The sequence below is a fragment of the Micromonospora sp. A202 genome (assembly GCF_006715105.1).
In the GTDB taxonomy this organism is placed as follows: Bacteria; Actinomycetota; Actinomycetes; order Mycobacteriales; family Micromonosporaceae; genus Micromonospora; species Micromonospora zamorensis.
Window position 1 is genome coordinate 5,231,465 of sequence record NZ_VFMP01000001.1, and the last position, 23,300, is coordinate 5,254,764.

Here is a 23,300-nt window from a genome sequence, read left to right on the forward strand (position 1 = left end):
CCGGCCGCATCGGCCCTGACCAATCAGTTCTGGGCCAGCAACTCGCCCACGTAGCGTGCCACGGCGCGAACCGTGGCGATGTTGCCGGGGTAGTCCATCCGCGTGGGCCCCAGCACCCCCAGGCCGCCGACGATCGTGGCGCCCGGGCCGTAGCCGGTGCTGACCACGGAGGCGGCCCGCAGGTTGTCGAACTCGTTCTCGTCGCCGATCAGCACCCGGGTCGTGCTGGGCTCGGTCTCGCCGATGAGCTTGAGCAGGACGACCTCCTCCTCCAGCGCCTCGAGGATCGGTCGAAGGGAACCCTGGAAGTCGAGCAGGCCACCCCGGGTGAGGTTGGCGGTGCCGGCCAGGGCGATGCGTTCCTCGTGCCGCTCGACCAGGGTCTCCAGCAGCACAGTGGCGAGCGTGGTCATCGCCGGACGCAGCTTGGGCGACGACTCCTCGACCAGCGCCTGCACCAGCGGCGGCGTGTCGGACAGCCGGGCGCCGGCGAGCTTCTCGTTGACCAGTCGGCGCAGGTCGGTGACGTCGTCGGCGGGCACCGGACCGGGCAGCTCCACCAGACGCTGCTCCACCCGCCCGGTGTCCGCGATCATGACGACCATCAGTCGGGTGGTGGAGATCGGCACCAGCTCCAGGTGACGCACCGAGGAGCGGGCCAGGCTCGGGTACTGCACGACGGCGACCTGCCGGGTGAGCTGGGCGAGCAGGCGCACGGTGCGGTGCACCACGTCGTCGAGGTCGACCGCGCCGACCAGGAAGCGCTCGATGGCCCGGCGTTCGGCTGGGCTGAGCGGCTTGACCCGGGACAACCTGTCGACGAAGAGTCGGTAGCCGCGGTCGGTGGGCACCCGGCCGGCACTGGTGTGCGGCTGCCGGATGTAGCCCTCCTCCTCCAGCACGGCCATGTCGTTGCGGACCGTGGCCGGGGAGACCCCGAGCTGGTGCCGCTCGACCAGCGCCTTGCTGCCGACCGGCTCCTGGGTGGAGACGTAGTCTTCGACGATGGCGCGGAGCACGGCGAGTTTCCGGTCGTCGAGACCCATCCTCCGCACCTCCTGTCGCACGTCGGCCGCCGGCGTCCTCGGCCGGCCGGGCCGTCCTGGCACTCGACTGTAACGAGTGCCAGTCTACGTCGGCGTGCCCGCCAGCGCGATGATCAACGGCTGCCCGTCGGTGCGGCCCGCGCCACCCCGCCGGGCCGATCGACCCTCACGGCCGGGCGGTGTCGCGCTGGTGCCGCGTTGCCACGTGCCCCTACGGTGGCATCCATGACTGAACCTCCTCGCCCTCCCGGCGCGGGTGACCCCGGTAACTACCCGCCGGAGCCGCCCACCGCACCACTGTCCGGGGCACCCGGCCCGGGCGGCTATCCCCCGCCCGGTGGCTATCCGCCGCCCACCGGTGACCAACCGCCGTCAGGCGGCTACCCTCCGGCGGGTGGCTATCCCCCGCCTGGCGGCTATCCCCCGCCCGGTGGCGGCTACCCGACCGGCGGCGCCTACGGCGGCCCTGGCGGCTTCGCCAACAACGAGGACAAGACCTGGGCGCTGATCGCCCACTTCGGCGGCGCCGTCGGCATGATCGTCAGCGGTGGTGTGCTCGGCTGGATCGCCCCGCTGGTGGCGATGCTGGCACGTGGCAGCCAGTCCCCGACGGTGCGGGCGCACGCCGTGGCGGCGCTCAACTTCCAGCTCATCTGGTCGATCGTCGGCCTGGTCGGCTGGGTGTTGACCTGCATCCTGATCGGCTTCATCGGGGTCGGCGCAGCCGTCATCCTCGGTCTCGTGTTCGGCATCATCGCCGGAATCAAGGCCAACGAGGGGCAGCTCTACCGCTACCCGCTCTCCGCGAACTTCATCAAGTGATGCCGGGTCGGCCGCTCCCCCGGCCGGCCCGCACCACCGGAACGGCCCGCCCACTCAGGGCAGCAGGTCACGCACGACCGCGTCGGCGAGCAGCCGCCCGCGCAGGGTGAGCACCGCCCGGCCGGCCGCGTACTCGTCGGCGGCCAGCAGGCCGTCGGCCAGGGCCCGCTCGGCGCCCGCCCGGCCGGTGGCGTCGAGCACCGCCAACGGGAGACCGCTGGCGAGGCGCAGTCGGAGCATCACGTCCTCCATGTGCGCCTCGTCGCCGGTGAGCACCTCCCGGGCCAGGCCGGGTGACGCGCCCGCCGCCAACCGCTGGGCGTACGCAGTGGGGTGTTTGACGTTCCACCAGCGCACCCCGCCGACGTGGCTGTGCGCCCCCGGCCCCAGCCCCCACCAGTCGGCGCCCGTCCAGTAGAGCAGGTTGTGCCGGCAGCGGGCGTCGTCGGTGCGCGCCCAGTTGGAGACCTCGTACCAGGAGAGCCCGGCGGCGTCGAGCGCGGCCTCCGCGGCCAGGTAGCGGTCCGCGGCCACGTCGTCACTGGGGTACGCCAGCTCGCCGCGCCGCATCCGGGCGGCGAGCCGGGTGCCGTCCTCGACGATCAGGGCGTACGCGCTGACGTGGTCCACCCCAGCGGCGACGACCTGCTCCAGCGAGGCGGCGAAGTCCTCGGTGCGCTCCCCCGGGGTGCCGTAGATCAGGTCCAGGTTGACGTGCTCGAACCCGGCGTCCCGTGCCTCCAGGGCGGCGGCGGTGGCCCGGCCGGCGCTGTGTTTGCGGTCCAGGATCGCCAGCACTCCCGGGGAGGCCGACTGCATGCCCAGCGAGATCCGGTTGTAGCCGGCGGCCCGCAGCAGCTTCAACGATTCCGGGGTGACCGATTCCGGGTTGGCCTCGGTGGTCACCTCGGCGTCGGCGGCCAGCCCCCAGGTGCGGTCGATGCCGTCGAGGATGCGGGCCAGGTCGTCGGCGGGGAGCAGGGTGGGAGTTCCACCGCCCACGAAGACGGTGTCGACCCGGGGCGGCGGGCTGTCGCCCAGCACCCGGGCGGCGAGCGCCAGCTCGGCCAGGACGGTGTCGGCGTACCCCTCGCGGCTCGCACCGCCGCCCAACTCGGACGCGGTGTAGGTGTTGAAGTCGCAGTAGCCGCAGCGGCTGGCGCAGAACGGCACGTGGACGTACACGCCGAAGCCGCGCGCGCCGACCGCCGTGGTGGCGGTGGCGGGCAGCGATCCGTCGACGGGGACGGTCTCACCATCTGGAAGGACGCCGGGCATGGCCACTAGTGTGCCCGGCATGACCTCTCCCGACGTCCTCGTGCGGGTCGCCACGGCCCGCGGGGTGACCACCCTCACCCTGGACAGCCCGCACAACCGCAACGCGCTCTCCACCGGCCTCATGACCCAGCTGCTGGCGGGGTTGGGCGACGCGGTCGCCGACGAGACGGTTCGAGCGATAGTGCTCGACCACACCGGCCCGGTCTTCTGCTCGGGCGCCGACCTGAAGGAGACGGCCGCGGCGTACGCCAGCGGCACGGTGCCCGCCGCGATGCTGGGTGACGTGCTCGCGGCGATCTGGGACTGCCCGAAGCCGGTGCTGGCCCGGGTGGGCGGGCCGGCGCGGGCCGGCGGGCTGGGCCTGATCGCCGCCGCCGACCTGGCGGTCTGCGCCGACGAGGCGACGTTCGCGTTCACCGAGGTGCGGATCGGGGTGATCCCGGCGGTGATCTCGGCGACCGTGCTGCCCCGGCTGCACCCGCGCGCCGCCGCCGAGCTCTACCTGACCGGGGACACCTTCGACGGCCGACGGGCCGCCGAGATCGGCCTGGTCACGGCCTCGGTCCCGGCGGACGGGCTGGACGACGCGGTTCGGCGCTACTGCGACTCGCTGGTGCGCGGAGCGCCGGGCGCGCTGGCCGGGGCGAAGGAGCTGCTGCGCCGGCCGGGCACCGCCGAGCTGCGCGGTGACCTGGCCCGGCTGTCCGCCCTCTCGACCGGCTACTTCCTCTCCGACGAAGGGCGTGAGGGGATCATGGCCTTCCGGGAGAAGCGATTGGCTCGATGGGCGGCCGCTCTGGACGGTGGTTCCGGTGATCATGCCGGGTAGGGCCGGGGGCGCCGGTGATCATGCCGGCTAGGACCGGCCGTCGGCAGGCAGTGGCACCGGATGCTCGATTCTCGCCGGAGCAGGGTGGACCACAGGGCATACGGGCAGGTGAGAGCGCGGCCGGAGCGGGAATGCCGCGATCGGAACGGGTCGGCAGAGCCGGCCTGGAACCGCGCGGACGACCCGGAGAGGCCCGTGGGGGACGTACGCTTGTCAGACTGTCGATCTGGGGGTGTGGGTGCGAACTCGGGCAACCGTGGCGGGTGGAGTGGTGCTCATCCTCGTCGCCGTGATCGCGATCTGGCTCGTCGTACGGCAGGTCGGTGACCGCCTCCAGTTGCCACTGGCGGCCCGGAAGTGCACCGTGCAGGCCGACGGTCGGGTCGCGCTCGACGCCGACCAGATGGCCAACGCGGCGACCATCGCAGCCATCGGGGCACAGCGCGGGATGTCCGAGCGGGCCGTGGTGGTCGCGCTGGCCACCGCGTACCAGGAGTCCGGGCTGCGCAACCTCGCCGACGGCGACCGGGACTCGGTCGGCCTGTTCCAGCAGCGGCCGAGCCAGGGCTGGGGCACCCCGGCCCAGATCCGGGACCCGCGCTACGCGGCCAACCGGTTCTACGCGGCGCTCAAGAAGGTGCGCGGCTGGGAGAAGATGCGCGTCACCGACGCCGCCCAGCGGGTGCAGCGCTCGGCCTTCCCGGAGGCCTACCAGAAGTGGGCCGACGACTCCGAGGTGCTCAGCCGAGCGCTGATGGGCGACGCGACCGGCGCGGTCGCCTGCACCGTCGGGCGTACCCCGACGATGCACGGCGCGGCGGCGGCCACACAGCTGACCCGCAACCTGGTGCTGGACTGGGGGCTGAAGGGCACCGACCCGACCGACCCCACCGGGTTGGCGGTGACACCGGGCGACCAGCGCGACGGCTGGCGGTACGCGCACTGGCTGGTTTCCCACGCCCAAGACCACGGCGTGAAGCGCGTCCGTTTCGGCGACCTGGAGTGGACCGCCCGGGCCGGCACCTGGGGCCGCGCGGACGGCGAGCAGAGCCCCGCCGGTCAGGTGGTGGCCGAGGTGTTCAACGAGGGTTGACCGACCCGGATCTCTTAACCGGCAGTCACCGCACAATCGGACAAGTCTCCGCAAACACCTCTATTGATCACGGTCAAATTACGCTCCGCAGTCCTCTCGCTGCACGGGGTCCCCCTGTGGCCCACCAGCCCCACACGCCCTCCCCGGGGCCAGATCCGTCGCGTTACGATCGGCGGCCTGTGCCAGAAAAGGTTTCACCTCATGGGGAGGGGTACGACGCGGTGTTCGATTACGGCGACCGGACCGGTTACGAACCGATCAGCGACACTGACCGCAAGGAGTTCCACGAGCAGGGCTTCCTCCTGCTGCGCAACGTCCTGACGGAGGACCACCGGGCGGCGCTGGAGGCGGCGGTCGACCGCGTCTACGCGGAGGAGCAGGCGAAGGGCACCACCAAGAAGGACGGCACCCTGCACCTGCTGGGCTTCCTGGAGCGCGACGAGCTCTTCGGCGAACTGCTGACCCACCCGATCGCCTTCCCGTACATGTGGGGGCTGGCCGGCTGGAACATCTACACGCACCACAACCACCTGGACGTCACCCCGCCGGCCGCCGAGCCGGAGAAGCCGTACTGGGGTTGGCACCAGGACGGGTACCGGCAGAACTCCGACCCGGAGACGATGGACCCGAACCTGCCCCGGCCGATGTTCTCGCTGAAGGTCGCGTACGTGCTGTCGGACCTCTCCGAGACCGGCCGCGGCGCCACCAAGGTCATCCCGGGCAGCCACCTGAAGAACTCGCTGCCCCGGCCGGCGGACCTCACCGTGCAGAACCCCGACCCGGAGGGCACGGTGGAGATCACCGCCAACCCGGGCGACGCCTTCATCTTCGACCGCCGGCAGTGGCACTCGCGGTCGACGAACCTGTCGACCGTCACCCGCAAGATGCTCTTCGTCGGCTACACCTACCGGTGGATCCGTCCGCTGGACGAGCTGCACCCCGACGTGAACGGCGAGTGGTACCGCAACCGCACCCCCGTGCAGCGCCAGCTGATCGGCGAGGGCACCCACACCGCCAACTACTGGGGCATCAACTGGGACGGGTACGTCGACGACGAGATCCCGCTGCGCAAGGAGCTCAAGGAGCGCGGTCTGCTCGACCGCAACATCCCCTGGCTCCGCTGACCCACCGCTCGAAGAACGGCCCCCTGCCATCGCCCAGCGGTGGCAGAGGGCCGTTTTCGTGTCTGCGGACACGACCGCTCGGGCCGGCCCCGTTCCCGACCACCGCAGGCCGCACTGTCGGTAGCGTGACGGATGCGCAGGTCGGGGCGCGGTGCCCCCACCCCAGGGCGCGGGGTGGCACAGGAGGCAGTCGCAGTGACGTCCGCTCCGCTTCCCCGGATCCTCCGCCGCCGGGGCGAGCCGGAATACCCGACCTTCCTGGAGCTCTTCTTCGACCTGGTCTACATCTTCATGTTCTCCCGGCTCGCCGCCAGCCTGGCCGCCGACCTCACCATCCGGGGTGCGCTGCAGACCGCCGTACTCCTGCTGGCCGCCTGGTGGGTCTGGGTGCTGACCGCGTGGCTCACCGACCTGTTCAACCCCCGACTGCCGATCATCCAGGCGACCGTCCTGCTGGTCATGCTCGGCACCCTGCTGATGGCGATCGCCACCCCGTACGCCTTCGGCCGGTACGGGTGGCTCTTCGTCGCGGCGTACTTCGGCATCCACCTGGTCCGTGACGCCGTCCTGATCCCCGGCACCCGGGTGAACCGCCCGATCCAGGCCAGGAGCATCCGGGTCTTCTTCTGGTTCGGCGTCACAGTGGCGCCGTGGGTGGCCGGAGTGTTCGTGGACGAGACGGCTCGGCTGGTGCTCTGGTCGCTCGCGGTGGCGGTCGACCTCGGTTCGGCCCGGTTCGGCTGGCCAACGCCGAGGCTGGGGCGCACCGAACTCGCCAGCCAGATCTTCACCGGGGTGCATCTCTCCGAACGGCACCGGGCGATCTTCATCGTCGCGCTCGGCGAGCTGATCCTGAGCACCGGCATGGGACTGGCCGGCAGCGGGTTCACGGCCGGCCGGGTGGCCACCGGCGCGGTCACGTTCGTCAGCGCGGTGCTCCTGTTCCAGCTCTACTTCCAGCGGGTCCAGCGGATCCTGGCCCCACCGAGCGTCGTGACGGTGGAACGGGTGCGCCCCGGCACCTCCACCTCGTACAGCCATCTGGTGATGGTGGCCGGGGTGGTGGTGGTCTCGGCCAGCACCCTGACGGTCATTGAACAGCCGTCCGCTCGCGCCCCGGTCGAACTGATGGCCGCCATCCTCGGCGGACCGGCCCTGTTCCTGCTCGGCAGCGTCCTGTTCGATGCCGTGGTGACCGGCCGGATCCTCTGGTCCCGGGTGCTGGCGATCGTGGTGCTGGGCGCCCTGATGGCGCCCGCCACGTTTCTGCTCCCGCCCCTGGCCGCCCTGGTGCTGGCGAACCTGGTCCTGCTGCTCACCCTGGTCGGGGAAGGGCTGGCCGCGCGTGACCGCCCGGCCCTGGCCGCCGCGCCGTCACGCTGAGCGGTCGCCCGGCCTTGGCCGCCTGCGCCGAGTCACCGCAGCATCGGCGGTGCCGGCGTACGTGCGTGTAGTCGGGTGCTCACCAGGTTCGCCACGGCGATCAGGAGCAGCACCGCCATGGCGAGCAGCGCGACCAGGACCGGCGGCAGCAGGGGCACGGTTGGCGCCACGCACGCCAGCAGCACCAGCCCGGCCAGCCGCGACCGCGAGATCCGCCCGAACACGGTGAAGTCGAGGATGCCCCGGCCGACCAGGTACAGCGCGGGGCCGCCGAGGATCACCGCGGCCCACGAGGGCGGGGTCTCGCCCAACGGGCGGCCCACCACGAGTTGACTGGTGACCGCCGCGCCGACGATTCCGGCCACCATGACCAGATGGGTGGCCGCCGCGGACTGGGTGAGCAGCGCCGGGTTGGTCGACCGGGTGATCGCGTCGGTCAGCAGCTCACCGGCGCGGTAGGTGTAGATCCGCCACATCAACACGACGGTGGTGAACACCACGAGCAGTGCCCACCCTCGCACCAGCGTGTACTCGCTCATGCTGAAGGTCGTTCCGGTCACGAAGATCGAGACACCGAGCGCGACGATGACGAACTGCCGGTACCGCTCAGCCACCCGCGCGCCGACCAGCCGCCAGTCGCGCGGTCGTGAGCGGCCGATCCGCGGCACCGGCCAGCCGAACACGGCTGCGCCGTACTCGACGACGACCGCGAGCGCCCAGATCGCCAACTGCCCCCAACCGCCGACGAGCGCCCCGCCGATCCAGCCGACGCCGGCGATGGCCTCCCAGACCTGGATCCGGATGCTGCGACGCGGCGGTTTCCTGATCGAGACGACCAGGACGTAGTAGGCCGAGGCGCTGAGGTGGATGACCACGTACGTGATCGCGAAGGGCAGCGCGTGATCGCCGTACGCGTCGGGCGCGAGCGCGGCCAACAGCAGGCTGGCCGCCGCCACCCAGATGAACTGCCCCTGCCCCGCCGGGCGGGTCAGGTCGACGCTGTCCGCCGCCCAGACGGTCAGCGCCCAGATCATCGCGAACCCGAGCAGCAGCACCAACGTCCTGGCGAGGCCGGTCCAGCTGAGGTTCTCGGCCAGGACGGTCGCCAGGGTGACCAGCGCAAAGACATAGACGAGGTCGAAGAAGAGTTCCAGGAACGCCGGACGCTCCAGACCCGGATCAGGTGGTGACGCCGCAGCAGCACCGCCGTCCGTCGCCATCGACATCGCGCTCCACCCGGTCCCCCGCCGCATGCCCTCGATGGGGACAATACGGGCAACCGTCCGCCGTCGGTTCCTGTTGACCGTCTATCCCGACCTGGACGGGAGGGCCGCGTGTCGTCGCGGCTCGCGGTCAGCCGCGGGAGGCGAGGCGGCGGCGTGCCTTCTCCCGGATCGGTTCCGGCAGGCCCTCCGCCTCCAGCAGCCGGGGCAGCAGCTCCGGCTCAAGGCTGGTCGCCCGGAACACCTCGCCGATGGTCACGCCGTGCGCGGGCCGCTCCACCACCTCGACCGGGTCACCCGGGCCGACCTCGCCCTCCCGCAGCACGCGCAGATACGCGCCGGGCAGCGCCCGGGCGGTGAAGCGTTTGATCAGATCCGGTACGCCCCAGAACCCGGCGAAGGTGGTGCAGGGCGTACGCGGCTTGGTGACCTGGAGCAGGGCGGAACCGACCTGCCACTGCTCGCCGATCACCGCGCCGGTCACGTCGACCGCGTAGGTGGACAGGTTCTCACCGAAGCCACCCGGTCGTACGGCGCGGCCCAGCTCGGCCGCCCACCAGGCGGCGTCCTCCTCCGCGTAGGCGTAGACCGCCTGGTCAGGACCGCCGTGGTGGGCTCGCTCGCCGATGAAGTCACCGACCATCCCGTCCACGCGGACCAGCACCGGGCCGTCCACCGGCCGCTTGTCGATGCCGCTGCGACCGCTCGCGTCGCCGGCCCACTGCGCCTCGGTCACGATGCCGAGGTTCACCGCTGCCACCCTGCCCGTCATGACCGTCAGCCTAGGTGAATTCGCGGTGCGGGCTTGACCTTGACGCTGCGTCAACCCTCCATGCTGGCTGCCATGAGCATCCCGCCAACAACCGATCAGGTCGAGCCACCCGTGATACACGTGCGGGGCCTGGAGAAGTCGTTCAAGCAACTGAAGGTGCTGCGCGGTGTGGACATCGACGTGGCGCGCGGCTCCATCTTCGCCCTGCTCGGCTCCAACGGGGCGGGCAAGACCACTGTGGTGAAGATCCTGTCCACGCTGCTCAAGGCCGGCGCGGGGACCGCCCGAGTCAACGGCTTCGACGTCGCGGCGCAGGCTGCCGAGGTGCGCGAGTCGATCAGTCTCACCGGGCAGTTCGCGGCGGTCGACGAGGTCCTCACCGGGCGGGAGAACCTCGTCCTGGTCGCCCGGCTCAGGCACCGTCCAGCGCCGCGCACGGTCGCGGATGACCTGCTGAGGCGCTTCTCGCTGACCGAGGCGGGCAACCGGAGGGTGGCGACGTACTCCGGTGGCATGCGGCGCCGGCTGGACATCGCGATGAGCCTCATCGGGAACCCACCGGTGATCTTCCTCGACGAGCCGACAACCGGGCTGGACCCGGAGGCGCGCATCGAGGTGTGGCAGGCCGTCAAGGAACTCGCCAAGGGTGGTACGACCGTACTGCTCACCACTCAGTACCTCGACGAGGCGGAGCACCTCGCCGACCGGCTCGCGATCCTGCACGAGGGACGGATCATCGTGAACGGCACCCTCGACGAGCTCAAGCAGCTCCTCCCACCCGCAAAAGTCGAGTACGTCGAGAAGCAGCCGAGCCTTGAGGACGTCTTCCTCACCGTCGTCGGCGCCCGCACGAGCAAGGAACAACGATGAACAAGCATTTCGTCGGCGACACCGCCGTTCTCCTGGGTCGCTCGCTGCGCCACATCGCCCGCAGCCCGGACACCATCATCACCACCGCGATCATGCCGATCGCCTTCATGCTGCTGTTCGTCTACGTCTTCGGCGGCGCGATCGAGACCGGGTCCGACTCCTACGTCAACTACCTGCTGCCCGGCATCCTGATCATCACGATCGCGTCCGGCATCTCCTACACCGCCTTCCGGCTCTTCCTCGACCTGAAAGGCGGCATCTTCGAACGGTTCCAGTCCATGCCGATCGCCCGCTCCGCCGTGCTGTGGGCGCACGTCCTGACCTCGCTGGTCGCCAACCTGATCTCGATCGTCGTCGTCATCGGCGTCGCCCTGATCATGGGCTTCCGTACGGGGGCGGGCGTGTCGGGGTGGCTCGCGGTCGCCGGCATCCTCGTCCTGTTCACCCTGGCCCTGACCTGGATCGCCGTAATCCCCGGCCTCACCGCGAAGACGCTGGACGGCGCGAGCGCGTTCTCCTACCCGCTCATCTTCCTGCCGTTCGTCAGCTCGGCCTTCGTGCCCACCGGGTCCATGCCCGGCCCGGTACGCGCCTTCGCCCAGCACCAGCCGGTGACCTCCATCGTCAACGCGATCCGGAACCTGTTCACCCAACAGCCGGTCGGCGCCGACATCTGGATCGCCCTCGCCTGGTGCACCGGCATCCTCGTCCTCGCCTACCTGTTCGCCAATGTCACCTACCGTCGCACGATCTCCTGAACCGGTGTCCACCAGAGCTGGACGGACTGCGGGCAGGATCAGGGCATGCTGACGATCAGCCAACTCGCGGCGTACGCCGGCGTCACGGTGCGGGCGGTGCGGCACTATCACCAGATCGGGCTCCTGCCCGAGCCGGAGCGGGACGCTTCGGGCTACCGGCGGTACGGCGCAACGGCAGTCGTGTCGCTCATCAAGATCCGCACCCTCGCCGACGCCGGCGTGCCACTGTCGCAGATCAGTCGGATGCTCGAAGCCGACGCCTCAGCCTTCGCCGAAGCGATCCGGACCATCGACAACCACCTGCGCGACGAGATCCTCCGGCTGGAGACCAGCCGCAGACACATCGCGCAACTCACCGCCGGGGACAGCCTGGCGCTCCCACCGGAGGTCGCCGCCTATCTCGACCGACTCCGGGGCATCGGGGCGTCCCAGCGGATGGTGGAGGCCGAACGGGACGGGTGGATCCTGGTCGCGGCGCGCTGGCCCGACCGCATCGTCGAGTGGATGCCCGGCAAGATCGCCCACCTCGATGATCCGCAGGTCGTCCGGCTCTACCGGGTGCTCTCGGAGATCTTCGACGGTGACGAGGAGGATGACCCGCGGCTGGCGGAGGCCGCCGACATCATGGCCTGCCTGGCAGAGCAGGCGTACGCCGCCAGCGAGGTCCTGAACGTCGAGGAGGCCAATGACGATCTTCCACACGACCTGATCGACGCGCTTGCCGTCGAGTCCGACCCGCGGGTGCGGCGGCTGCGGGAGCTGATGCACGAGCGCGGCTGGTCCGGTTGGAACCGGATGGAGCGGCTGCCGAAGCCGCCGCCCGACTGACCGCCGGGCGGCGCTTCCGACCGCTCAGCCCTTGACGGCGCCAGCCACCAGGCCGGAGACCATCCGACGCTGCACCAGCAGGAAGAAGATGATGACCGGCAGGGTGAACAGGGTCGACGCCGCCATCACCGGCCCCCAGTTGGTGTCGTCGCGGCCGAAGAAGAAGGTCATCGCCACCGGCAGGGTGTAGCTCCCCTGGTCGTTGATGAACGTCAACGCGAAGATCAGCTCGTTCCACGCCGTGATGAAGGAGAAGATGCTGGTGGCCACCAGGCCGGGCGCGACCAGCGGGAAGAGGACCCGCCGGAAGATCTGGGCCCGGCTCGCCCCGTCGATGGCCGCCGCCTCCTCCAGTTCCTTGGGCACCGCGGCGACGAAACCACGAAGCATCCAGACCGCGAACGGCAGCGAGAAGCCCAGGTACGTGAGGATCAGGCTGGGCAGGGTGTTGTAGAGCCCCAGTCGCTGGATCATCAGGAACAGCGGGATGACCAGCGCTTCCAGCGGGATCATCTGCACCACCAGCAGCATGATCAGGAAGCTGGTCCGCAGCTTGAAGCGGAACCGCGCCACCGCCGTCGCGGCCAGCAGGGCCACCAGCCCACTGAGCACCACTGTGGAGACGGCGACCAGCGCGCTGTTGAGGAAGAAGTCGAGGAAGCTCACCCCGGGGATCAGGTTGCCGGTCAGGATCTCCCGGTAGTGCTCCAGCGTCGGGTGGGTCGGCACCGGCTGCGGAGTGGACGAGAAGATCTCCCTGCTCGGTTTCAGCGAGGTGGAGATCATCCAGTAGACCGGGAACGCCGCGAAGAGCGCGACCAGCAGCCCGGCGCCGTTGAGGGCGACCTTCTTCACGACTCGTCCTCCTGCCTGAGCACCATCCGTACGTAGAAGCCGGTGACCATCAGCAGGATCAGCGTGAGGATCACCGCGATGGCCGCGCCGAGTCCGTACTTCGGCGGTGGGGAGAAGGCTTCGGCGTACGAGTAGATGGCGAGCATGAACGTCGGCCGGTCCTGGGTGCCGCCGGCCAGCACGAACTGCTGGGTGAAGACCTTGAAGTCCCAGATGGTGGAGAGCACGATCAGGATCCCGAAGACCGGCCGCAGCAGCGGAAACGTGATCTTCCAGAAGACCCGCCACGGGCTGGCGCCGTCCACCCGGGCGGCCTCGTGCAGCTCGCTCGGCACGCTCTTGAGACCAGCGAGCACGCTCACCGCGATGAACGGGAACGAGTGCCAGACCACCACCAGGGTGAGGATGGCGAAGAAGAGCAGCGGCGAGTTGAACCAGCCGTAGCCGGTCCAGTCGCTACGGCCGAAGAGGCTGTTGGACAGCCCGTCGGGCAGGGCGTTGAACAGCCACGTGACGAGGCCGCTCGTGTCGTCGAAAATCCACTTCCAGACGATGGTGCCGGTCAGCGCCGGGGTGGCCCAGGCGAGCATCACGCAACTGGCCACGAAGGTCGCCATCTTGCGGCCGAGCCGGTTGAGCAGGAGCCCGACCAGGGTGCCGAGGACCATGGTGAGCAGCACGTTGGCCGCGGCGAACAGCACCGTGTTGCGCAGCACCGTCAGGAAGAACGGATCGGAGAGGATGTCGGCGTAGTTGCCCAGCCCCACCCACGGCCACTCCCGGTCGCCGCGCAACTGCCGGACGGTGTTCAGCCGGTAGAAGGACATCACCACCACCTGGCCGAGCGGCCAGAGCAGCAGCACCCCGATGATCACCAGTGCGGGCAGGAGCAACAGGTAGGGCAGGCGGTCAACCCGGCGACGCCGCCGCGCGGGGGTCTCCCGCGCGGCGGCCGTCTCCGGGTTCTTTGTCAGCGTGGTCACTTGGCGTTGAGAATGCTTTCCATCTCACCGGCCGCGTCGGCGGTAGCCTTCTCGACCGTCTTCTGACCCTTCATGACCGAGCTGTTCATCGCCTGGGTCACCGTCTTGGTCCGGCTGACCTCCACCCACTTCGGGGTGAGCGGCGTGAGCTTGGTGTTCTGCATGGTGGTGGCGAACGCCGCCATCACCTTGTCGTTGGCGTACGCGTCACCGGCCACCAGGTCCTGGTAGACCGGGAAGAAGCCGAGGCTGCTCGCGAAGCTCTGTGAGTTCTTCTTGTTGAGCAGCACGGTCAGGTAGTCCCAGGCCAGATCCTGGCGCTCGCTGTCCTTCCAGATCGCCACGTCCGAACCGCCGGCGAAAGCGGGTGCCGCCTTGCCGTCCGGGCCGGGGATCGGGAACGTACCCCAGACCTTCTCGATCTCGGGGTTGTCCTTCTTCATGGCGCCCTGCTGCCAGCTGCCGGCGAAGGCCATCGCGGCCTTGCCGGTAGCGAACTGGGTGCGGGCGTCGACCTCGTTCCAGCCCGCCGCGGCCGGCGGGGCCACCTTGTGCACTGTCACCAGGTCGGTCCAGAACTTGACCGCCCGCTGCGCCTCCGGCGTGGTGTAGCCGGACTTCCAGGTGCCGCCCTGGTTGCTGGCGATCTCGCCGCCGGCGCCCCAGAGGAAGGAGTAGAACGGCAGCTCCGAGTTGCCCGGCAGGGCGATGCCGTACGTGCCCTTCTTCTTCGCCTGCACGGTCTTCGCCACGGTGACCAGGTCGTCCCAGGTCTTCGGGGGCTGCACACCGGCCTCGGCGAACCAGTCGGTGCGGTAGTAGATGGCGCGCACACCCGCGTACCAGGGCACGCCGTACTGCTTGCCGTCGAGCTGCGCGTTGCGCACCAGGTCGGGCAGCAGGTCCTTGCCGTCGGCCCAGCCGCCCATCCGACCACTCACGTCGGCGAGCGCCTCCTGGGCCGCCCAGCCCTGGGTCTCGGTGTTGCCCAGCTCGGTGATGTCCGGTCCCTCGCCACCGGCGAGCGCGGCCTGGAACTTCTTGGGCGCCTCGAGCCAGGGAATGTACTGCACCACCACGTCGGTGTCAGGGTGCTTCTGGCGGAACTCGGCCTCGACCCCGTCGAGGAAGGTGTTCTGCGCGTCGCCGCCCTCGCCCATCATCCAGACCGTGAGCTTGCTGTCGTCGGCCGCCTTGTCGTCGGAACCCCCACAGCCGGTCAGCACCATCGCGGCCGAGGCCACCATGGCGGTGACCGGGGCCAACCGCTTCCACCTGTTCACGCCACTGCTCCCCTCGCGCCGCCTGGAACTAACCTTCTCCGCCGCACCCTAGTACGGAGAATTCCTTTACGACAGTGGGCGGGACTGGCCGAAGCGTCGCGACCGTACCGCAGAGGCCCGACGAACGGCACTGCCGCATCGGATCGAAGTCGGGTGTACCAGCACGAAAGAGCGCCCGGCCAAAGGCCGGGCGCTCTTTCCAGTGTTGCCGTCTTGCCGGTGGTGCTGTTCGACCAGGTGATGCCGGGTCGTTATCGGGTGACGCTGCGGCGGCGACCGACGCCGGCCACCAGCGCGACCGCGATCGCGGCCACCACGACCTGCACCAGCAGCTCGGCCCAGTCGATACCGCTCGTCTCGGTCGCGATGCCGATGGCCCGCGCCAGCACGGTGCCCAGCAGAGCCGCACCCACACCGATCAACAGGTGCAGCCAGATCGGCATGTTCTGCCGACCCGGAACAACCAGGCGGCCAAGCGCGCCGACGATGAGACCAACAACGATCGCAGTGATGATGCCCCACACGGTGAGCTCCACGGCCACCCTCCTTCAAAGAATGTCTGACACACAAGCGTGTGCTTCCTGTCGTGACCACTAATTGCCCGACCCAACGAAAATCCAAACCGACTCCATCCACCAAACGATCACGATTTGGCAGACACGAACACGTTCCGCCGATCGCCGATCGCCGAACGGACGCGGTCCTGCCGAGGTCCTGCCGAGGTCCTGCCGAGGTCCTGCCGAGGTCCGCGACCTGGCGGCGGTCCCCGGCCTACCGGCGCCGCCGCTGGCGACATGATCAACACGGAATCCTTGAAGTCGGGGTATCGGAGGCCCTGGGACACCCCGACTTCCCTGAACCCGAGTCGATCACGGCGGCTCGACCGGCCGAGCTGGCGAACCAGGCCTACGGCCGGCCACGATCCGAAGAGCCAACCACCCTCCGAACAGGAGGAACGCCGATGGGCGCCCGACCTGTCGGTCGGGCGCCCATCGAAGATCTAGCAGTGGTACGGGGTGCTGCTCGGTGTTAGCGGGTCACGCGGCGGCGGCCACCCACACCTGCCACCAGCGCGACCGCGATCGCAGCCACCACGACCTGCACCAGCAGCTCGGCCCAGTCGATACCGCTCGTCTCGGTCGCGATGCCGATGGCCCGCGCCAGCACGGTGCCCAGCAGAGCCGCACCCACACCGATCAACAGGTGCAGCCAGATCGGCATGTTCTGCCGACCCGGAACAACCAGGCGGCCAAGCGCGCCGACGATGAGACCAACAACGATCGCAGTGATGATGCCCCACACGGTGAGCTCCACGGCCACCCTCCTTCAAAGAATGTCTGACACACAAGCGTGTGCTTCCTGTCGTGACCACTAATTGCCCGACCCTCCGAAAATCCAAACCGACTCACCTCAGACAGCAGCGCCAGACGTCAATGCCCGGAGCTGCGTCGGTTGCGCGTGGGAGCGCATCCACACAGGTGGGAGCCCTATCTGGTCACCCCCGGTGCTCTGCGACAGCGCAAGAAATTTCTTGCCGGCACTGGCCGGTGCCGGTGGCCGGGCCCAGTGGGGGTGGCCGGTGGCGTGCCCCGGGCCGGTGGCCGGTGGCGTGCCCCGGGCCGGTGGCCGGTGGCGTGCCCCGGGCCGGTGGCCGAACCCAGTGGCCGGCGCGGTGGCGGTGGCCGGTCGACTCGCGTTTCGGGACGTCGGGGTATCGCCGACCCTTTGACACCCCGACTTCCTGGAAGCCGAGTGGATCTAGCGCCGAGCTGAGCCAACGATGCGGCACAGGCGAACGGTGTGGCCCAGGCGAACGCTGCCGGAACACATCTGCTGGCGGCAGCGCCCCTGAAAGCGGGTACATCTCGGCCACGCCCGCACGCAGTGCGCCGACAGCGGAGCTCCAGCTGCTCACTCTCGGCTTGCTCGACGCTTCTTGATCGACTCGGGTTGCAGGAAGGCGGGGTGTCGAGCAGCCCCGGATACCGCGATTTTCATGAAGCCGAGTGGGTGGGCTGTGGACTTCGGTTACGCCGGGCGCCCCGCGCAAGGCCGCGCCACCCGAGACCACCCCACGAACCGAGAGCACCCCACCACGCGAGAGCACCCCACCGCACAAGAGCGCCCACCACGCAAGCAACGCGCCGGCGGACCCGCCGCGGGAGCTGCTACTTCTTCCCGGCCGCCTTGCCGTCGCCGGAGTCGGAGGAGAGCGCGGCGATGAAGGCTTCCTGTGGGACCTCGACCCGGCCCACCATCTTCATCCGCTTCTTGCCCTCCTTCTGCTTCTCCAGCAGCTTGCGCTTACGGCTGATGTCGCCGCCGTAGCACTTGGCGAGCACGTCCTTGCGGATCGCCCGAATGGTTTCCCGGGCGATGACCCGGCTGCCGATGGCCGCCTGGATCGGCACCTCGAACTGCTGGCGCGGGATCAGGGTACGGAGCTTGGCGGCGATGGTGACGCCGTAGTTGTACGCCTTGTCCTTGTGCACGATGGCGCTGAACGCGTCCACCGGCTCGCCGTGCAGCAGGATGTCCACCTTCACCAGCTCGGACGCCTGCTCGGTGGTGGGCTCATAGTCGAGCGAGGCGTAGCCCTTGGTACGGCTCTTCAACTGGTCGAAGAAGTCGTAGATGATCTCCGCGAGGGGCAGCGTGTAGCGCAGCTCCACCCGGTCGGCGGAGAGGTAGTCCATGCCCAGCAGGTTGCCGCGCCGGCCCTGGCAGAGCTCCATCACCGCGCCCACATAGTCGTTGGGCGTCAACACGGTGGCCCGCACGACCGGCTCGTACACCTCGGCGATCTTGCCGGTGGGGTACTCGCTCGGGTTGGTCACGACGATCTCCTCGCCGTCGTCCGTGATCGCCCGGTAGACGACGTTCGGCGCGGTGGAGATCAGATCGAGGTTGTACTCGCGCTCCAGCCGCTCTCGGATGATCTCCAGGTGGAGCAGGCCGAGGAAGCCGCAACGGAAGCCGAAGCCGAGCGCACCGGAGGTCTCCGGCTCGTAGTCCAGGGCGGCGTCGTTGAGCTTGAGCTTGTCCAGAGCCTCACGCAGGTTGGGGTAGTCGGACCCGTCGATCGGGTAGAGGCCGGAGTAGACCATCGGCTTCGGGTCCTTGTAACCACCTAGCGCCTCGGCCGCCGGCCGGCTGTTGATGGTGACCGTGTCACCGACCCGGGACTGCCGGACGTCCTTCACACCGGTGATCAGGTAGCCGACCTCGCCGACGCCGAGCGCCTCGGCCTTGACCATCTCGGGCGAGATGACGCCGATCTCCAGCAGCTCGTGCACGGCGCCGGTGGACATCATCTTGATCCGGTCCCGGGCGCTGATCCGCCCGTCGATGACCCGGACGTAGGTGACGACGCCGCGGTACACGTCGTACACCGAATCGAAGATCATCGCCCGAGCGGGCGCCGCCGCGTCGCCGACCGGCGGAATGAACTGCCGGACGATCTCGTCGAGCAGGTACGGCACGCCCTCGCCGGTCTTGCCGGAGACGCGGATGCAGTCGGCGGGGTCGCCACCGATGAGGTGGGCCAGCTCCTCGGCGTACTTCTCCGGCTGGGCGGCCGGCAGGTCGATCTTGTTGAGCACTGGGATGATGCGCAGGTCGTTTTCCAGGGCCAGGTAGAGGTTGGCCAGGGTCTGCGCCTCGATGCCCTGCGCGGCGTCGACCAGGAGCACGGCGCCCTCGCAGGCGGCCAGGGACCGGGACACCTCGTACGTGAAGTCGACGTGCCCCGGGGTGTCGATCATGTTGAGCACCGCGTGCTCGCCGGTCCGTTCGCCCTCGCGGATGGTCCACGGCATGCGAACGGCCTGGCTCTTGATCGTGATGCCGCGCTCGCGCTCGATGTCCATCCGGTCCAGGTACTGGGCGCGCATCTGCCGGGGGTCGACCACACCGGTGAGCTGCAGCATCCGGTCGGCCAGGGTCGACTTCCCGTGGTCGATGTGGGCGATGATGCCGAAGTTCCGGATGCGACCGGGGTCGGTGGAACCAGGGGCGTTCGCGCCGGGATCGAGCTTCGGTGGCACAGCGGTCCGTTCTGGTCGGCTGACGTGAACAGGCCGGCGCGCCGCCGACCCCCTCTATGTTCCCACGCCGCCGGGGCACGCCCGCTGCGCGGGCGATGGATCGGCCCGAGGACCCCTCACTCCATCGGCGGTTCGACGAAGAGCGCGGCCAGCCGGGGCAGCCGTCGGCGGGCCTCCTCCTCGTCGTCGAAGTCCCAGAAGTCGTTGAGGTCCGGCGTACGCACCGGGTCGCGGTCCGCCGGCAACTCGGTCGCGGTGGCCTTTCGGTACGCGTCCCAGGGCACCGACAGCATCTGCTCGGCGGAGAACTCCTCGCCGCTGAGCGAGGCCGCCCGCACCTGGGGCAACTCGGCCAGCGAGTCCGGTTCGGCGACCGCCCGGGCGAAGACCGCCCGACCCTGGGTCATCAGCCAGCCCCGGAAGTGCTCGAAGCCGTCGGCGGAAGCGCCGCCGTTGATCAGGTACGCCGCACCCCACAGATCCGCCTTGTGCGAGGCGGCCAGCACCCTCGTCTGGTGCCGGGCGTACCCGATGATGTCCTCCGGGTCGCGTTCGGCGAGCAGCGCGACCGCCCGCGCGGCGACGGGCCCGGGCTCTCCCCCACCGCCCGCTCGGGCCTGGTCGATCAGCTGCCAGAAGTCCTCGGTCCTCATGGCTTGGCAGTCTGGCAGTGTCGCCGCGCGTCGCGCACGTACCCCGGGGCAGCATGGTGTGGTGTCTCCTCCCCCGCTGCCGCCGGTGCCCTACCACGCGAGTGCGCTGCGCCCGTCGTGGCCGACGCTGCCGGCGGCGCTGCGGGCCGCGGTCGCCGACCGGCTGGGCGCGCCGGTGGTCACCGCCCGGGTCGCGGGTGCGGGCTTCACCCGCGGCTTCGCCGCAGTGCTCCACACCGCCGACGGTGGCCGGGCCTTCGTGAAGGCGGCACCCGCCGCCGAGCAACCGCATCTGGTCCAGTGGTACGCCCGGGAGGCCGCGATCCTGGATCGGCTGCCGGCCGACCTGCCGGCGCCCCGCCCTCGGTGGACCCTGTCCGAAGCTGGCTGGTTCGTGCTCTGCACCGACGCCGTCGACGGTCACACCCCGCGTCTGCCCTGGGTGCCCGCCGAGTTGGACGCCACCCTCGCCGGGTACGCGCAGGTCGCCGCCGCCCTGGCCGACCCCCCGGTCGAGCTGACCGCGCTCGGCCTGCCGCAGCTGTCGGACCTGGCCCGCTCGGACATCCTCTGGTGGGAGGAGGTCGCCGCCGGGCGCGAGCCGGCCCCACCACTGCCCGCTTTGGCGCAGGGTCGCCTGGCCGAACTGGTGGCGCTGGAGTCCCGCCTCCCCCGGTACGCCGCCGGGGCGACCAGCCTGATCCACGGCGACCTGCGGGTCGACAACGTGCTGATTGACGGGCACGGCCTAGCCTGGTTCTGCGACTGGACGTGGGTCTGCTCCGGCCCGGCCTGGTTCGACCTGGCCGGCCTGCTGCTCACCGCGTACGCCAGCGGGCTGGACGCGGACCGGCTCTTCGCCACGCACCCGACGACCGTCGGCGCGCCCCCGGACGCGCTGGACGCGACCCTGGCCGCGTTGGCCGGCTACTACCTCACCGGTGCTGCTGCGGCGCCGCCGACGGCCTCGCCGCACCTGCCCGCCCACCAGCGGTGGAGTGGCGAGCAGTCCCTCGACTGGCTGGCCCGCCGCCAGGGCTGGCGGTGAGCCGGCCGGCCTGGCGGCGGGCTGGCCTGGCGGTGACGCGGCCTGGCGGTGACGCGGCCTGGCGGCGGGCTGGCCTGGCGGTGACGCGGCCTGGCGGTGGGCTGGCCTGGCGGTGACGCGGCCTGGCGGCGGGCTGGCCTGACGGTGACGCGGCCTGACGGTGACGTGGCCTGACCTGGGCGCGACGCGGGCTGGGGGTGAGCCGCCGTAACGGTCGAGGGCGTAATCTGGTGGTCGACGGGCCGGGTCCGTCCGCGCGAAGGCCGAGCCGTTTTGGCTCGTCCCGGGCGACCTGGTAACCTGGCTCTTCGCGCAGCGGTGACGCATGTTCGTCATCCAGCGCACAAGCTGACCAACCCGAGCTATCAAGACGAGGCTGTCGCGTGGCGAACATCAAGTCCCAGATCAAGCGCAACCGGCAGAACGAGAAGGCCCGGCTGCGCAACAAGTCGGTCAAGTCGTCGCTGAAGACCGCCGTCCGGAAGTTCAACGAGGCTGCCGAGGCCGGTGACGTCGAGAAGGCCACCGCGCTGATGCTGGACGCCTCTCGCAAGCTGGACAAGGCCGTCAGCAAGGGCGTGATCCACTCCAACCAGGCCGCGAACCGCAAGTCCGCGATCGCGAAGCGCGCGGGTGCGCTCTCCGCCGCCTGACGACTCAACCGTCAGACCGATTCGGAAAGCCCCGGGCTCAGGCCCGGGGCTTCCGCGTGTCCGCAGGCCGGTGTCGTGCCCGCAGACCAGACGGCTCAATGTCACGGGCCGACGCTCAATCCGCCGAGCCGCGCTGAGTCGGACGGGCCAGCGCTCGATCCGACCGACCAGCGCTCGATCTGACGGGTCGGGCTCAGTCTGACGGGTCGGGGCGGCGGGCGGGCGGCACCGAATCCGCGGTGATCACCACGCCGGTGACGCTGTGCGAGATCCACTCCACCTGGGCTCGGCCGACCGCCGGCTCCATCTGCCGTCGGAACCGGTCCCGTTCCTGCTCGGGCACGAGCGCGGCGGAACGGACCACGATCGCGGCCACCATGTCGTTGAGCTTGACCATCGCCGCCACCACGACGGGCAGCACCAGCACCGCCCACCAGGTGACCAGCTCGGCGAGGGCGAGCAGCACCGCCAGAGCGATGGTGCCCTCGAAGAAGAGGAAGCACAGCACGCCGCCGGGGTTGACGAACCGCAGGCCGAGGAGTCGGGCGTAGAGCGGCCGGTAACGCTCCTCGTCCACGGGGATGGTGGCCCAGGCCGGGCGGTTCGCCCCCGTCACCTGGTGCTGCCCTGCCGGGCCGCGGCGACGGAGAAGACCGCACGCTCCAGGGCGTACGCCCGGTCGTCGGAGCCACCCTTGACGGCCGCGTTGCACTCGGCGGCGACCTGCATGGCCCGGACCAGGCCCTCCGGGGTCCAACCACGCCCCTGCCGCTGCGCCCGCTCGATCTTCCACGCGGGCATCCCGAGGCTGCTGGCGAGCTGGTACGGGTTGCCTCGCCCAGCCGAGGCCACCCGGGCAACCGTGCGTACCCCGTCGGCCAGGGCGTCGGCGATGGGCACCGGGTCGACCCCGACGTGCAGGGCCCAGCGCAGTGCCTCCAGCGCCGCCGGCACGTCGCCGACCATGGTGGCGTCCGCCACGGTGAAGCCGGTCACCTCGACCCTGCCGCGGTAGTAACGGGAGACCGTGTCGGCGCTGATCCGCCCGTCCGTGTCGGCGATCAGTTGGGAACAGGCGGCGGCCAGCTCGCGCAGATCGTTGCCGACCGCCGCGATGAGCGCCTCGGCGGCGTCGTCGGTGCATTTTCCGCCAGCTCGGCGGATCTCGTCACGGACGAAGGCCAGCCGGTCGCGGTGCCCCTTGAGCTTGGCCGCCGGGACGACAGTCGCACCGGCTGCCCGCAGCCCGTCGGCGAACGCCTTGCCCTTGGCGGCGCCCAGGTGCAGCACCAGCAGTTGGACGTCCGGGTCGGGGTTCTTCGCGTACGCGAGCAGTGCGGCGACCAGATCCTTGCGGGCGTCCTGACCGGAGCGCAGGATCAGCAGCCGCCGTCCACCGAACAGCGACGGGCTGAGCATCTCGGCGATCTCGCCGACGGTGAGCGCGCTGGCCTGGTATTCGCGGACGTCCGCTTCGGGGTCGACACCGCGAACCTTCGCGACAGCTTCGGTGACCGCGCGCGTGGCGAGCAGCTCCTCGTCACCGAGGACGAGCAGAATGGGGGCGAGGCTGGCGGGGGTCACGCCGCCCATATTCGCACGGCCCGGCTCGGGATCGTGCCTGCTCATTCGCTGCTTGGTCGGCGCAGCCCGCACACAGCGCAAATCCCGACATCTATCTCAATTCCCCATCCAATCCGCAATTTACCCGCATCTTCAGCCCTGACGGCGGCCTGGGCCGCACCGGAACGCC

General features: G+C 70.2%; 23 protein-coding genes. 10 read left to right on the forward strand and 13 right to left on the reverse strand.

The annotated features are described in order from the left end of the window. Positions 1–23: 23 nt before the first annotated feature. On the reverse strand, positions 24–1,046 hold the full coding sequence (hrcA, locus tag FBZ33_RS24080) for a heat-inducible transcriptional repressor HrcA (RefSeq protein ID WP_088949695.1): 1,023 nt from the start codon (positions 1,044–1,046) through the stop codon (positions 24–26). 225 nt (positions 1,047–1,271) lie between these two features. Between hrcA and FBZ33_RS24085 the strand changes: the two genes are divergently transcribed. Continuing rightward, a complete protein-coding gene (locus FBZ33_RS24085) occupies positions 1,272–1,868 on the forward strand; it encodes a DUF4870 domain-containing protein (protein ID WP_088949696.1) in 597 nt (198 codons plus the stop codon). Positions 1,869–1,922: 54 nt separating this feature from the next. Here the strand turns inward: FBZ33_RS24085 and hemW are convergent, their stop codons facing one another. After that, positions 1,923–3,146: a radical SAM family heme chaperone HemW gene (gene hemW / locus FBZ33_RS24090; protein ID WP_185755519.1), complete on the reverse strand. Its 1,224-nt coding sequence runs from the start codon at positions 3,144–3,146 to the stop codon at positions 1,923–1,925. Positions 3,147–3,165: 19 nt separating this feature from the next. On the opposite strand from hemW, the gene FBZ33_RS24095 reads away from it, so the two are divergent. The 4 genes from FBZ33_RS24095 (at position 3,166) to FBZ33_RS24110 (ending at position 7,575) form a co-directional block, all read left to right on the forward strand. Beyond that, on the forward strand, positions 3,166–3,975 hold the full coding sequence (locus tag FBZ33_RS24095) for an enoyl-CoA hydratase-related protein (protein ID WP_141910777.1): 810 nt from the start codon (positions 3,166–3,168) through the stop codon (positions 3,973–3,975). Positions 3,976–4,207: 232 nt separating this feature from the next. After that, the gene (locus FBZ33_RS24100) at positions 4,208–5,068 is read left to right on the forward strand and encodes a hypothetical protein (protein WP_141910778.1); all 861 of its coding nucleotides are present in this window, start codon (positions 4,208–4,210) and stop codon (positions 5,066–5,068) included. Positions 5,069–5,289: 221 nt separating this feature from the next. Next, the gene (locus tag FBZ33_RS24105; protein WP_088949700.1) at positions 5,290–6,192 is read left to right on the forward strand and encodes a phytanoyl-CoA dioxygenase family protein; all 903 of its coding nucleotides are present in this window, start codon (positions 5,290–5,292) and stop codon (positions 6,190–6,192) included. 195 nt (positions 6,193–6,387) lie between these two features. Next, positions 6,388–7,575: a low temperature requirement protein A gene (locus FBZ33_RS24110; RefSeq protein WP_185755398.1), complete on the forward strand. Its 1,188-nt coding sequence runs from the start codon at positions 6,388–6,390 to the stop codon at positions 7,573–7,575. A gap of 32 nt (positions 7,576–7,607) precedes the next feature. Here the strand turns inward: FBZ33_RS24110 and FBZ33_RS24115 are convergent, their stop codons facing one another. Next, positions 7,608–8,801 (reverse strand): low temperature requirement protein A, encoded by a 1,194-nt coding sequence (locus FBZ33_RS24115; RefSeq protein ID WP_185755399.1) that lies wholly within the window; start codon positions 8,799–8,801, stop codon positions 7,608–7,610. A gap of 127 nt (positions 8,802–8,928) precedes the next feature. Then, complete coding sequence (locus FBZ33_RS24120; protein ID WP_141910781.1) at positions 8,929–9,570, reverse strand: MOSC domain-containing protein; 642 nt, start codon at positions 9,568–9,570, stop codon at positions 8,929–8,931. Positions 9,571–9,642: 72 nt separating this feature from the next. Between FBZ33_RS24120 and FBZ33_RS24125 the strand changes: the two genes are divergently transcribed. The 3 genes from FBZ33_RS24125 to FBZ33_RS24135 are packed head-to-tail and all read left to right on the forward strand — an operon-like array spanning position 9,643 to position 12,026. Continuing rightward, positions 9,643–10,440, forward strand: coding sequence for an ABC transporter ATP-binding protein (locus FBZ33_RS24125; protein ID WP_255509035.1), 798 nt, complete (start codon positions 9,643–9,645; stop codon positions 10,438–10,440). Then, on the forward strand, positions 10,437–11,198 hold the full coding sequence (locus FBZ33_RS24130) for an ABC transporter permease (protein ID WP_141910782.1): 762 nt from the start codon (positions 10,437–10,439) through the stop codon (positions 11,196–11,198). The genes FBZ33_RS24125 and FBZ33_RS24130 overlap by 4 nt, the downstream gene beginning before the upstream one ends. Before the next feature lie 45 nt (positions 11,199–11,243). Continuing rightward, complete coding sequence (locus FBZ33_RS24135) at positions 11,244–12,026, forward strand: MerR family transcriptional regulator (RefSeq protein WP_141910783.1); 783 nt, start codon at positions 11,244–11,246, stop codon at positions 12,024–12,026. 24 nt (positions 12,027–12,050) lie between these two features. Here the strand turns inward: FBZ33_RS24135 and FBZ33_RS24140 are convergent, their stop codons facing one another. The 7 genes from FBZ33_RS24140 to FBZ33_RS24170 all read right to left on the reverse strand — a co-directional run bounded on the left by FBZ33_RS24140 (position 12,051) and on the right by FBZ33_RS24170 (position 19,846). Next, positions 12,051–12,881, reverse strand: a complete 831-nt coding sequence (locus FBZ33_RS24140; RefSeq protein ID WP_088949707.1) for a carbohydrate ABC transporter permease — start codon at positions 12,879–12,881, stop codon at positions 12,051–12,053. Then, positions 12,878–13,864 (reverse strand): carbohydrate ABC transporter permease, encoded by a 987-nt coding sequence (locus FBZ33_RS24145; RefSeq protein WP_099856570.1) that lies wholly within the window; start codon positions 13,862–13,864, stop codon positions 12,878–12,880. Before FBZ33_RS24145 ends, FBZ33_RS24140 begins: the two co-directional genes overlap by 4 nt. Then, the gene (locus FBZ33_RS24150; RefSeq protein ID WP_141910784.1) at positions 13,861–15,147 is read right to left on the reverse strand and encodes a sugar ABC transporter substrate-binding protein; all 1,287 of its coding nucleotides are present in this window, start codon (positions 15,145–15,147) and stop codon (positions 13,861–13,863) included. The genes FBZ33_RS24145 and FBZ33_RS24150 overlap by 4 nt, the downstream gene beginning before the upstream one ends. A 251-nt stretch (positions 15,148–15,398) precedes the next feature. Next, positions 15,399–15,683 (reverse strand): GlsB/YeaQ/YmgE family stress response membrane protein, encoded by a 285-nt coding sequence (locus tag FBZ33_RS24155; RefSeq protein WP_091410004.1) that lies wholly within the window; start codon positions 15,681–15,683, stop codon positions 15,399–15,401. A gap of 493 nt (positions 15,684–16,176) precedes the next feature. Further along, complete coding sequence (locus FBZ33_RS24160) at positions 16,177–16,461, reverse strand: GlsB/YeaQ/YmgE family stress response membrane protein (RefSeq protein WP_099857898.1); 285 nt, start codon at positions 16,459–16,461, stop codon at positions 16,177–16,179. A gap of 854 nt (positions 16,462–17,315) precedes the next feature. Further along, positions 17,316–19,193, reverse strand: coding sequence for a translation elongation factor 4 (gene lepA / locus FBZ33_RS24165; protein ID WP_088949710.1), 1,878 nt, complete (start codon positions 19,191–19,193; stop codon positions 17,316–17,318). 116 nt (positions 19,194–19,309) lie between these two features. Then, complete coding sequence (locus FBZ33_RS24170; protein WP_110562678.1) at positions 19,310–19,846, reverse strand: DUF4240 domain-containing protein; 537 nt, start codon at positions 19,844–19,846, stop codon at positions 19,310–19,312. Between the two features lie 61 nt (positions 19,847–19,907). On the opposite strand from FBZ33_RS24170, the gene FBZ33_RS24175 reads away from it, so the two are divergent. Together FBZ33_RS24175 and rpsT are read left to right on the forward strand one after the other, a co-directional pair. Continuing rightward, on the forward strand, positions 19,908–20,894 hold the full coding sequence (locus FBZ33_RS24175) for a phosphotransferase family protein (protein ID WP_141910785.1): 987 nt from the start codon (positions 19,908–19,910) through the stop codon (positions 20,892–20,894). 383 nt (positions 20,895–21,277) lie between these two features. Further along, entirely contained in the window at positions 21,278–21,547 is a 270-nt protein-coding gene (rpsT, locus tag FBZ33_RS24180; RefSeq protein ID WP_141910786.1) for a 30S ribosomal protein S20, read from the forward strand. Between the two features lie 193 nt (positions 21,548–21,740). On the opposite strand, the gene FBZ33_RS24185 is transcribed toward rpsT, so the two are convergent. Further along, a complete protein-coding gene (locus FBZ33_RS24185; protein WP_088949713.1) occupies positions 21,741–22,163 on the reverse strand; it encodes a hypothetical protein in 423 nt (140 codons plus the stop codon). After that, positions 22,160–23,140, reverse strand: coding sequence for a DNA polymerase III subunit delta (gene holA, locus FBZ33_RS24190; protein WP_141912918.1), 981 nt, complete (start codon positions 23,138–23,140; stop codon positions 22,160–22,162). The genes FBZ33_RS24185 and holA overlap by 4 nt, the downstream gene beginning before the upstream one ends. Positions 23,141–23,300 lie beyond the last annotated feature (160 nt).